General features: G+C 70.6%; 10 protein-coding genes and 1 pseudogene. 6 read left to right on the top strand and 5 right to left on the bottom strand.

Features of this window, described 5'->3' with window-relative positions; genetic code table 11:
• Positions 1 to 45 precede the first annotated feature (45 nt).
• A pseudogene (locus LXT23_RS50765) lies at positions 46 to 231 on the top strand (PKD domain-containing protein); the annotation flags it as partial.
• A gap of 916 nt (positions 232 to 1,147) precedes the next feature.
• The gene (locus LXT23_RS32500) at positions 1,148 to 1,582 is read left to right on the top strand and encodes a YbaN family protein (RefSeq protein ID WP_253984255.1); all 435 of its coding nucleotides are present in this window, start codon (positions 1,148 to 1,150) and stop codon (positions 1,580 to 1,582) included.
• A gap of 463 nt (positions 1,583 to 2,045) precedes the next feature.
• Here LXT23_RS32500 and LXT23_RS32495 read toward each other — a convergent pair whose 3' ends face one another.
• From LXT23_RS32495 to LXT23_RS32475, 5 genes are read right to left on the bottom strand one after another with little or no spacing between them, the layout of a single operon-like run.
• Complete coding sequence (locus LXT23_RS32495; RefSeq protein ID WP_253984254.1) at positions 2,046 to 2,360, bottom strand: hypothetical protein; 315 nt, start codon at positions 2,358 to 2,360, stop codon at positions 2,046 to 2,048.
• Positions 2,357 to 2,935: a 4Fe-4S binding protein gene (locus LXT23_RS32490; RefSeq protein ID WP_253984253.1), complete on the bottom strand. Its 579-nt coding sequence runs from the start codon at positions 2,933 to 2,935 to the stop codon at positions 2,357 to 2,359. Before LXT23_RS32490 ends, LXT23_RS32495 begins: the two co-directional genes overlap by 4 nt.
• On the bottom strand, positions 2,932 to 3,741 hold the full coding sequence (locus LXT23_RS32485; protein WP_253984252.1) for a nitrate reductase cytochrome c-type subunit: 810 nt from the start codon (positions 3,739 to 3,741) through the stop codon (positions 2,932 to 2,934). Before LXT23_RS32485 ends, LXT23_RS32490 begins: the two co-directional genes overlap by 4 nt.
• The gene (locus LXT23_RS32480) at positions 3,738 to 6,140 is read right to left on the bottom strand and encodes a molybdopterin-dependent oxidoreductase (RefSeq protein WP_253984251.1); all 2,403 of its coding nucleotides are present in this window, start codon (positions 6,138 to 6,140) and stop codon (positions 3,738 to 3,740) included. The genes LXT23_RS32485 and LXT23_RS32480 overlap by 4 nt, the downstream gene beginning before the upstream one ends.
• 3 nt (positions 6,141 to 6,143) lie before the next feature.
• Entirely contained in the window at positions 6,144 to 6,389 is a 246-nt protein-coding gene (locus LXT23_RS32475) for a hypothetical protein (protein ID WP_253984250.1), read from the bottom strand.
• A 191-nt stretch (positions 6,390 to 6,580) separates the two neighbouring features.
• Between LXT23_RS32475 and LXT23_RS32470 the strand changes: the two genes are divergently transcribed.
• The 4 genes from LXT23_RS32470 to LXT23_RS32455 all read left to right on the top strand — a co-directional run bounded on the left by LXT23_RS32470 (position 6,581) and on the right by LXT23_RS32455 (position 11,030).
• Positions 6,581 to 7,186, top strand: coding sequence for a hypothetical protein (locus tag LXT23_RS32470; RefSeq protein ID WP_253984249.1), 606 nt, complete (start codon positions 6,581 to 6,583; stop codon positions 7,184 to 7,186).
• Positions 7,179 to 8,081: a 4Fe-4S dicluster domain-containing protein gene (locus LXT23_RS32465; protein WP_253984248.1), complete on the top strand. Its 903-nt coding sequence runs from the start codon at positions 7,179 to 7,181 to the stop codon at positions 8,079 to 8,081. The genes LXT23_RS32470 and LXT23_RS32465 overlap by 8 nt, the downstream gene beginning before the upstream one ends.
• Before the next feature lie 3 nt (positions 8,082 to 8,084).
• Positions 8,085 to 9,362, top strand: a complete 1,278-nt coding sequence (dsrP, locus tag LXT23_RS32460; protein WP_253984247.1) for a sulfate reduction electron transfer complex DsrMKJOP subunit DsrP — start codon at positions 8,085 to 8,087, stop codon at positions 9,360 to 9,362.
• A gap of 156 nt (positions 9,363 to 9,518) precedes the next feature.
• The gene (locus tag LXT23_RS32455; protein ID WP_253984246.1) at positions 9,519 to 11,030 is read left to right on the top strand and encodes a pectin acetylesterase-family hydrolase; all 1,512 of its coding nucleotides are present in this window, start codon (positions 9,519 to 9,521) and stop codon (positions 11,028 to 11,030) included.
• Positions 11,031 to 11,115 lie beyond the last annotated feature (85 nt).

Below are 11,115 nucleotides of genomic sequence, written 5' to 3'. Positions count from 1 at the left end.
TGTCTGGGACACCACCTGCAATGACAACGGGCTGTTACCCGGTGGAACTGGATTGAGCTGAGCCGCCCCACCGGAGCCGCCTCCCCCACCCTGGCGAACGCCACCAGTGCCACGATGAGCGCAAGCGGCCTGACGACCGTCGGGACGTATGAGTTCCGTCTTGTCGTGACGGACGACCACGGCGTCACCGACTACGCCGACCGGACGGCGAGCGTCCGGGCCGCTCCGTAGCTGGCCCAGGGCATTCCTGAGTGTCTGCCCACCCGGGACCGGCAGGTTCTCGACTGCGCTCCACGCGCTGACGAGGCCGAGCTTCCGGGTGCGCACCGTCTCACTCCGGAGTGCCCTGCAGCCTGGCCACCCACTCGCTCTCGGTGGACGCCTCCAGAAGGTAGCGCGCGGGCTTCCACCGGAGCCGGAGCGTGACCGAAGGACGGGGCCGCTCCGGCGCGAGGTGAGAGCGCACTGTTCGCAAATGTCGGGACATTTCGCGGCTCAAAACCCCCGACATTTCCGAACAGGGACCTCCAGGCCCGCTTCCGGGCGACTGGAGTCCCCGATGCCTACCGCGCCTCGCTCAGCCAGCGACGGACGTCTTTACGCGCAAGGCCGCCAGCGGTGCTGAAAGGCCCCGGCGTCAAGGAGGTGTTGAGGCACCTGGGGTTGCCCACCGTCCCCTTGCCCCTGGCATCTACACGAGGCCCGCCCCAAGGGGAGAGGCTGGACTGAAGGGCAGCGGCCTCCGACACCTCGGTTTCAGCGCCACCGGCTGGGCCACAGAGGCCGCCGGACTGGCAAGGAGTGCGCGCGCAGGCAGGCGGCGAGGGCCTCGCATCCCCTCGAGGGCCACGGCCCGCCAGCGTCCGTCGGGGGCGCACAGCGGGACTACCGGACGGCGCGGTGAGAGTGGCCGCCAATTCCGCCTGTACGCCGGAGGGCGAGACGGTCCAATTGAAGGCCTTCATGCACGACGATGCCGCCGCGAAGAAGCAACTCGCGGGCATGTGCCCCTACACCGCCGCCGGTGACGTGGTGGTCTACCTCCAGGATGGGACGGTGCGGGTCTGGGGCAACGCTGTAGGGGCAGACGATAGGGGCCCGGGGCGTGCTCTGATGCGGGGCGCCCCTCGGGAGGAGGGAGACCTGCATGAGTGGTGTGCCGTCCCCGACAGCAAAGGAGCCGCGTCCCCCTGGACCCGAACAAGAGGGGCCACCGCGCTTCCGGCTCGCCTTCCTCGCGCTCGGCTGCGTCTGCGTGGGGCTCGGCGCGCTCGGCACGTTCCTGCCGTTGCTGCCGACAACGCCCTTCCTGCTCATCGCGCTGTGGGCCTTCTCGCGCAGCTCGCGCCGCTTCCATCACTGGCTGTTCACCCACCCACGCTTCGGGCCCCGGCTCCAGGAGTGGCAGCGGCACGGCACCGTCCCGGTGAAGGTCAAGGCGAGCGCGCTGTCCGCCATGGCGGTGAGCTTCGCGCTCCTGGCGTTTGTCGCGCGCGTGGAGTGGCCCGTGCTCGTGTTCGCCGGTGGGGTGATGCTCACCGGCGCGGCGTACCTCCTGACGCGCCCCAGCCGTCCACCCTGAGCAGCTTCCAAGCTGTTCCTTCATGCGGCCGGCCGCCCGGAGGCGCGCCCCGTCGCTCCGGTGCGCGACCCCGCCGTGCTTCGTCACGGCAGCGTCCTGAACACGTCCGCCGCGTAGCGGCCCGCCATGACGTAGACCTCGTCCGTGGGGTGGAGCCCGTCAGGCAGGACTTGCAGGTGGCGAGGTCGTAGGTCCACCGGTCGTTGATGGCGTGGTCGATGATGACATGCGTGGCGTTGCTGCTGGCCAGCTGCGTGCCCCACGGGGGGTGGACGCCATCGGTACCGTTGAGCAGGCCACAGGCCGTGGAGCCGCTGACGCCCTCGTTACGCACCTGTGGACTGGCCGAGGAGGAGTGCCTTGGATTTCCGGCCCCTTGCGGGCGGCATGACCGGGCGCGAGGTGGCCAAGGGCTAGCAGGCACGCCGAGGAACCCTGACGTCGCGCCCGACTGGCGCGGGCCTCACGCGTCCAGGTCGTGGGTGATGCGGACCAGCCGGATGCCCTGGGGGATGCGCAGCAGCGTGTCCCACCAGGCCTGTCCCTGGTAGCGGTAGCGGACCTGCACGCCCTGGACCCGGCCTCCCTGGAGTGCGTCCACCGCCTCGCTCAGCGTGACGCGCTGGGTGGAGGCCATGCTGGCGCCGCCGCCCTTCAGCACCACCTCGTCCACGACGGCGAGCCCCTGGATGTCGCTGACGAGCCGGGCCAGCGTCTCGGCATCGAGGTCCGCCTGCTGGAGCGTGGGGAGGGCTGCGGCGTCCGGCGTGCTGCTCATGAGGGAACTCCCGGTGCTTCCGCGGGGCGGAGCTCGAAGGCATTGAGGGGGGCCGGGCACACGCGCACGCAGGTGCCGCACCCGGTGCAGCGCTCCGGCACGACGCGGGGCCGACCCAGCTCGAGGACGATAGCGTCCTCGACCGGGCATTGCTCCGCGCACGTCGTGCAGAACGACCCCTGCCATGCCAGACACAGGTGCGTGCGCACGCGCACCGTGGCGCCCAGCGCCGGAGCCGTCGTGGGCGTCACCGGCCGCGGCGCCACGTCACGCGCTGGCGCGGGGGTGGCCCCATCGTCCTGTCGGTGCTGCGGGACGACGAGCCCTTCCCGCAGCGAGAAGGCGGGGATGCGTCCGTCCAGCGTCGCCTCTCCGGAACGGGCACGGTTGGCATAGAAGGCCTCGAGCGAGAAGGCCGGAGGTGGCGTGACGGCAGGGGCGCTGACGGCCGCACCCTGCACCCGCGGGACGGGACGCCCTGCAGGCTCGGCGGCCTCGGCGGGCTCGGCGGACCGCGGCCGGCGGAACAGGCCCAGCAGCGAGCGGCGGCTGAGCCCTGGCGCCTGCTGGCTCATGGCGCGGCCCCCACCCCGGCGCCCGGCGGCGGCGTGGCATCCAGCAGGCCGGCCGGAGGCTCGCGCCTGTCCAGCACCGCGGAGGAGGCGTGACACTGCAGGCAGTTCTGCCGCTCCGGGTGGGACGTGCGCAGGCCCGGTCTTCCCGTGGGGCCATGGCACGAGGAGCACTCCGAGCGCATGTGCTCGGCGTGCGGCATCGTCGGAGGCGCGCCCTGCCACGCACGCGCTCCGGCTCCGGCCGAAGCCCGTCCGACGAAGCGGTTGGCCGGCACGTCCGGGTACACCACCAGCGGCTTCGGCGCGGCCTCCACCACGTGACACTGGTTGCAGCTCTGATACGGCGGGTGGCTGATGCGAGGCGCGATGCGCTCCCCCAGCTTCATGCCCTGCCCGTGGCAGGACAGGCACCCGGGCGCGCCCAGCGGGTCCACCTCGTGCGGGATGGTCGGCGGAGCCCCGTCATAGGCGCGGTGGGCCCTGCGGGCCTCCACCGCCCGCGCGCGCTGCTCCACGGTGGCCACCGCCGTGGGCTTCAGCGGATCCAGTCCCTGGCGCAGGGCCTCCATGGCCCCTTCGTACATCCGCGCGTTGGCTCCGCGCCGCGCCTCCCGCAGCTCCTGGTAGTCCGGTGCCCGCTCGGCCATGGGGGGCCCTCGCGGCACGGCGGAGGGCTCCGGCCGCTCCAGGGTGGGCCGCGTGCCCGCGACATACCCGGTGATGGCGAGCGCCACGACGACGCCGGCCCCCACATGGAGCAGGCGCGCCGCGCGCCCGGGGTCTCCGCCCTGGGGAGCGCCGCTCATCCGCGGGCCTCCTTCTTCTTGCGGCCGCGCACGCGCGCCGCGCACTTCTTGTAGTCGGGCTGCTTGGAGAACGGGTCGTGCGCGTCCAGCGTCAGCTCGTTGATGAGCAGCTTCTCGTCGAAGAAGGGCACGAAGAGCGAGCCCTCCGGCGGCTCACCCCGCCCGCCCAGCCACACCGGCAGCTCCAGGCTTCCCCGCCGGGTCTCCACCGTGACGACGTCGCCGTTGCCCACGCCCAGCCGCCGCGCGTCCGCGCGGTTCATCTCCACGTACGCGCTCGGCATCGCCCGCTGCAGCTGGGGAATGCGCATCGTCATCGTCCCCGAGTGCCAGTGCTCGATGACGCGGCCGGTGCACAGCCAGAAGGGGAACTCCTCGTCGGGCGACTCGGGAGGCGGCTCGTACGGGTTGAACCAGACCTGCGCCCGGCCGTCGTGCGTGGGCGAGTGGTAGAACTGGATGTCGCGGCCCTTCTCCACGTAAGGGTCGTCGAAGCCGGAGAAGCGGAAGCGCGTCTCGCGCCAGGTGCCGTCCGGCTGCTGCACCACGGGCCAGCGCAGCCCGCGCGCCTTGACGTACTCCTCGTAGGGCGCCAGGTCCTTGTGTTTGATCAGCGTCGACTTCCGGTACTCGTCGAAGAGGTGCGCGTCGACGTTGACGTCGTAGTAGTGCGCGAAGTCCCAGATGGGGACGGGCTTGCCGTCCTTCTTCACCTCGAAGAGGAAGCGGCCGTCCCGGTCCTTCATGCCCTCGAAGCCGCGCTCGAAGAGCCGGTGCGCCACGGCGATGAGCTGCCAGGCGTCATCGCGGGCCTGGCCGGGCGGATTCACCATCTTGAACCACTGCTGGGTGCGCCGCTCGGAGTTGCCCACCATGCCGTTCTTCTCCACCCACATGGCGGAGGGCAGCACGAGGTCGGCGATGCGCGTCGTCTCCGTGGGGTACGCGTCCGAGACGATGAGGAACCGGTCCGGAAGCTTGCGGCTGGGGTCCACCAGCTTGTGGCGGTTGGGCAGCGTCTGCGCCGGGTTCGTCACCTGCACCCAGACGGTGTGGATGTCACCGCCCTGCTCGGTGGGCGTGGAGAAGCGCTCGAACATCTGCACCGTGTGGTAGCCCGGCTTCGCGGGGATGCGGCCGGGAGGCACGTTCCAGAGGTCCTCCATCTGGTGGCGGTGCTTCTCCTCGGTCACCACGCGGCCGCCCGGCAGCGCGTGGCAGAGCGTGCCCACCTCACGCACCGTGCCGCACGCGGAGGGCTGCCCGGTGAGGCTGGTGGGTGCATCGCCCGGCTTGCCGAAGTGGCCGCTGAGCAGGTGCAGCCCGTGGATGAGCGAGTTCATCGCCGTGCCGCGCGTGTGCTGGTTGACGCCCATGCACCACAGGCTGGTGATGCGCACGTCGCGCCGGCCGAACAGCCCCGCCAGCATCCGCAAATCCTTCTGGGACACGCCCGACAGCTTCTCCACGTGCTCGGGCGTGTAGGGGGCGAGCAGCGCCCGGTACTCCTCGAAGGTGATGGCCTTGCCCTGCAGCGTGGCCGGCTCGCTGGGGGCGCGGAAGGCGCAGTTGGCCTCGACGAAGGCCTTGTCCCAGGTGCCCTGCTCCACCAGGAGGTGGGCGATTCCGCAGGCGATGGCCAGGTCGGTGTTCGGCTTGAAGCGCAGGACGTGGTCGCAGAAGGCGCTGGTGCGCGTGCGGCGCGTGCCGATGTCGATGAGGGTGACCTTCTCGCCGCGCGAGCGCCGGTCGATGACGCGCGAGAAGAGGACGGGGTGCATCTCCGCGGGGTTGTTGCCCCACATGATGAGCACGTCGCAGGTGTCCAGGTCGTCGTAGCAGCCGGCGGGCTCGTCCACGCCATAGGTGGCGAGGAAGCCCGTCACCGCCGAGGCCATGCACAGGCGCGCGTTGGCATCCAGCTGGTTCGAGCCCAGCCCGCCCTTCACGAACTTGGAGGCCGTGTAGCCCTCCGGAATCGTCCACTGGCCGCTGCCATAGAGGGCAAAGCCCTTCGGGTCCTTCTGGATGCGGCTGGCGATGATGTCGAGCGCCTCGTCCCAGGAGATGGGCACCTGCTTGTCGCCCTTGCGCAGCAGCGGCTGGGTGAGGCGGTCACTCCCGTAGAGCGCGAGCCCCACATGGTAGCCCTTCACGCACAGCAGGCCCTTGTTCACCTCGGCCTTCGGGTCTCCGGCGATGGCTACCACCTTGCCGCCCTCCACGCCCACCTGGACGTGGCAGCCGGTGCCGCAGAAGCGGCACGGGGCCTTGTTCCACTTCACGCCCGCGCCCGACACGGGCGGTGCGGCCGTGGGCGTCTGGCCGTACGCCAGCCGGCTGGCGGCCAGCGTGGCCGCGGTCATCGCCGTGCTCTTGAGGAAGTCTCGCCGGTCCATGGCTCAGCACTCCCCGCCGGAGAAGTCCACCATCACCACGTCGAGGAAGCGCACCCCGGGCAGGTCCCGAAGGTCCTCCGCGACGGATTCGCCCTCTTCAGGAGTCGCCGTCTCCACCACCACCGGGAGCCAGCGCTCTTCGAAGGGCATGCCCAGGGTGATGCGTGCGTCCTGCTCGAGCCGGGCGAGCACGCTGGCTCGCTGCTCCGCGGAGTCTTCAAGGGTGAGCACCAGGCTGCTGAAGGTCATGACGGCTCCCATTCTGGGGAGACCTTGAGCAAGAGGCGGACCAGCGCCCTTCGCACCGTGTGGGCCCCGCGCCCGCGCAAAAGCTGCATCCTGGATACGGGGTTGGAGCAAGGGATGCGCGGCGCGAGCGCCGGCCGCCTCGCGCGAGCCCCGTGAAACCCCGTGGCATGGACACTGCTTTGGAGGACGTCGTGGCCGAGACCTCCTCCATCTCCCTGCTGTCCGTGCTCGTGGCGCTCACGCTGGGTGGGTGCGACCGGGACGTGCCCCGTCCCCTCCAGCCGGCGCCCGGTGCCGCCACGGGCGTGGAGACGGTGCTGGTGCCGCAGAAGCTCACCTCCGTCGAATCCGGCGAGGTGGACGCGCTCGGGCAGCCGCTGCGCGTGCCCTGTGTGACGTGCCACTCCATGAAGGAGCCCGCGCGGATGCCGGACGGGCCCGAGGCGCTTCAGCAGTTCCACCTCGGGCTCCGTTTCCGCCATGGAACGAACGCCTGCACGTCCTGCCACCAGGCAGACGCGCCCCAGTCGCTGCACCTCGCGACGGGCGAGCCGCTGCCGATGACGGAGGTGGTGACGCTGTGCGCGCAGTGCCACGGGCCCCAGGCGCGTGACTTCCGGGCGGGCGCGCACGGCGGGATGACGGGCCACTGGGACTTGTCCCGCGGCGACCGCACCCGGAACAACTGCGTGTCCTGCCACGACCCTCACGCGCCGAAGTACGCCGGGGCACTCCCGGTCATGCCTCCGCGCCCGAAGCATCCCCCTGTCTCTCAGGAAGACCGCTCCCATGAATGACGTCACCCGCCGCACCGCGCTGAAGGGCGCCGGCGCCACGCTGGGCGCCGCAGCCTTCGCCCATGCCCTGGCCCCGCTGACGGAGTGGACGGAGGACCTGTCGCTCGACGCGTTCCTCCAGCGCCACTACAAGGAGCTCACGCCCTCGGACATGAAGGCGGTGCTCTGGCGGCTGCAGATGGACGCGAAGCGGGAGTACGGCCGCGACGTCACCATCCAGGACCTGCCGCCGCAGGAGGGCGTCGGCTTCGGCTACGCGCTCAACCTCAGCATCTGCATCGGCTGCCGCAAATGCGTGGAGGCCTGCCACCAGGAGAACAACCACGACCGGCGCACGGGCAACTCGTACATCCGCGTGCTGGAGATGGAGCAGGGCAGCCTGGACATGGAGCGCGGCAACGCGGACTACGACCACGCGGTGCCGGCACCGGGGAAGTACTACCTGCCGGTGCAGTGCCAGCAGTGCGACAACGCGCCGTGCGTGAAGGTGTGCCCCGTCCAGGCGACCTGGAAGGAGCAGGACGGCGTGGTGGTGGTGGACTACAACTGGTGCATCGGCTGCCGCTACTGCGAGGCGGCGTGTCCGTACCACGCGCGGCGCTTCAACTGGTCGAAGCCCGAGGTGCCGGCGGACGAAATCAACCCGGACCAGGGCTACCTCTCCAACCGCATCCGCCCGCAGGGCGTGGTGGAGAAGTGCACCTTCTGCCTCCACCGCACGCGCGCGGGGCGGCTGCCGGCGTGCCTGGAGGCGTGCCCCACCGGGGCGCGCGTCTTCGGCAACCTGTTGGACCCGAAGAGCCCCATCCGCTGGGTGCTCGAGAACAAGCGGGTGTTCGTCCTCAAGGAGGAGCTGGGGACGCGCCCGCGCTTCTTCTACTTCTTCGACAAGTGAGCCATGGCCGCCTCCCGTCACGTCCTCGACTACCCCCGCTTCCTCGGCCGGCTGCTGTGGATGAGCACCGACGGGAGCTGGCGCTTCTACGTGTGGATGACGGCGCTGACCGCCATCTGCCTGGTGGGGGCCAATGCGTGGGCCCGCCAGCTGGTGGACGGCATGGCGCTCACCGGCATGAGCGACCATGTGTCATGGGGGCTCTACGTGGCCAACTTCACGTTCGGCGTGGGGCTGGCGGCGGGCGCGGTGATGATGGTCATCCCCGCGTACCTGTACCACGACCATGAGATGCACGACGTCACGCTGGTGGGCGAGCTGCTCGCGGTGGCGGCGATTGCGCTGAGCCTGCTGTTCATCGTGGTGGACATGGGGCACCCGGAGCGGGCGTGGCACCTGATTCCGGGCGTGGGGCGGTTCAACTGGCCGGTGTCCATGCTCACGTGGGACGTGGTGGTGCTCAACGGGTACCTGCTGCTGAACCTGCACGTGTGCGGGTACCTGCTGTACATGCGCTTCCTGGGGCAGAAGCCTCGCAAGCGCTGGTACCTGCCGTTCGTGTTCCTCTCCATCTTCTGGGCGGTGTCCATCCACAGCGTGACGGCGTTCCTCTACAGCGGGCTGGGAGGGCGGCCGTTCTGGAACTCGGCGCTGCTGGCGCCGCGGTTCATCGCGTCGGCGTTCATCACCGGGCCGGCGTTCGTCATCCTGCTGCTGCAGGTCATCCGGCGGTTCACCGGGCTGCCCATTGGCGAGGGCCCGGGGCGCACGCTGACGTCGGTGATGCGGGTGACGGTGCTGCTCAACCTCTTCATGCTGGGCTCGGAGGTGTTCACCGCCTTCTACACGGGGGGCGCGCATGCCGCGCCGGTGCAGTACCTGTTCTTCGGGCTGCACGGGCACCACGCGCTGGTGCCGTGGATATGGACGGCGGTGGCGTGCAACGTGGGCTCGGCGGTGCTGCTGCACCTGCCGGCGAGCCGGCGGCACGTCACGGTGCTGAACGTGGCGTGTGTGCTGGCCTTCGTCGGGGTGTGGATAGAGAAAGGGATGGGGCTCATCATCCCCGGCTTCGTGCCCAGCACCCTGCACGAGCTGGTCGAGTACGTGCCCACCCTCACCGAGTGGAAGATTACCGCGGGCATCTGGGCCTTCGGGCTGATGCTGCTGACGGTGGCGGTGAAGGTGGCGCTGCCCGTGCTCAGCGGACAACTGGCGTCCCATGGCGCGCACGAGCCGGTGCAGCGGCCGCCGGACGTGGCGCGGCAGTCGGCGGCGTGAGCACCGGCGGGGGCGCCCCGGCAACCACCTTCAGTCGCTTCGGCGCCATCGGTGGCATGTACGAGCACGGCACCGAGTACAGCTACACCACACGCTCTCCGCGCTCCGGGAAGCGGGGGGTGCGCAACTTCACGGCGGGGCGCGGGTTGACGGGGCATGCACTCTTCCCTGCTCCTGCTCCCCACCCTCCTCGCCTGCATCGCCTGCGGCGCGGGAGAACCGCCTCCGAATCCCCCGGGTGACGTTGCCACGGGCACGTCGGGTGACGAAGTCACCCACCCCGAAGCAATGGCGACGGTGTGCACCGCGGGTACCTCCGTCGCCTGCACCGGCCTCGCGGCCGTGTGGTCCGGAGGCACCGCCACCTGCCGCGCCTCGGGCAATGGCTACGACGTCTCGTCCTGCACTCGCGCCGGCAATCCCACCCGGCGGCTGACGGAGACCGTGCGCCCCGCGCTTCGCGACACCCGCTGGAAGGACGCGCGCTGCAACGTGGGCGACGAGTTCGTCTTCGAGGTCACCTTCCCTCCCGCGCCGCCCGACGGAAAGCCCCTCACGCAGTGGGTCCTTCGCCTGGAGGGCGGCGGCTTCTGCGCTTTCGACAGCGCCAGCCCCTACGGAGGCTGCTCCAACCGGGCCATCGGCCTCGTCTCGTCCGTGAATCTCCCCGCCGACCGCGCCCTGCGCGAGAGCGCCCCCGCGCAGCCTGACGACTTCAGCGGCGCCATCGACGTGCTCGGACACTACTGTTCCAGCGACCTCTGGACGGGAACCGCCCTCGACGCTCCCGACATCACCTACAAGGGCACGAAGCGGGACTGGCGGTACATGGGCGCCCTCAACGTGGAGGCGATGCTCGCGGTGCTCGTGGAGCGCTACGGCCTCGACGACAGCAAGCCGCTGCGCGTGCTCTGGCGCGGCGGCTCGGCGGGCGGCTTCGGTGCCTTCAACAACACCCACCGCGTCGTCCGGCGGCTCCCCAGGACGGCGAAGCAAGGGCGCCTGCTCGTCTTCCCTGGCTCCGGCTACCTGCCGCTCGACTGGGACGAGCCCGACTACCCCGTGCTCGGCATCGGCTCGGCCCTGGAGGCTTTCGGCCAGTTGACGACGACGTGGCGGTCCTCGCTCACTCCGTCCTGCGTGGCGGCGCGAACGCCCGGAGACCCCGTGCACCCGCCGCACGAGTGCATCAGCGGGCCCGTGCTCTACGACGTCCTCACCGCGCCGGAGTCGGAGGGAGGCTTCGACCTGCCCACCCTCGTCTGGCAGAACCGGCAGGACCAGCTCTACATGTCCAACTCCGGGCTGCCTGTCCTGTCGGCGACCAACACCCCGGCCGAGCGCGCTGTCCGCGACAGGTGGGTGCAGACGATGAATCAGGCGATGGGCATCACCGGCAGGAACACGTCTTCGCGCATGAAGTGGCTCCATGCGCCGAGCGACCCACTCGTGCAGCGCGCCAACGGCTCGCTCGAGCCGAACGTACACGGGGCGCAGCTCTACGCCACCGAGGCTCCGAGCGGCCAGGCCCACTCCCTCGACGCGGTGCTCTCGCGCTTCTGGAACACGATGCTTGGCTCAGGTCCTGGCCGAGGCCGTGCCACCGGCGAGGTGCACACCTTCGACTGCAATTGGGTGCCCGACCGTGATACCCGGGGCTGCGAATAGCCTGGCAGCGGCCCCGGGGAACAAAGCGGCCCCGCGGCGCTCGGATTCGGCCCAGGCAGCTCGGAACCGCCCCCGGCTGCCGGTA

The sequence above is a fragment of the Pyxidicoccus xibeiensis genome (assembly GCF_024198175.1).
Lineage (GTDB): Bacteria > Myxococcota > Myxococcia > Myxococcales > Myxococcaceae > Myxococcus > Myxococcus xibeiensis.
The sequence above is the reverse complement of the archived record's forward strand: the minus strand, read 5'-3'. Positions and strand labels throughout refer to the sequence as shown.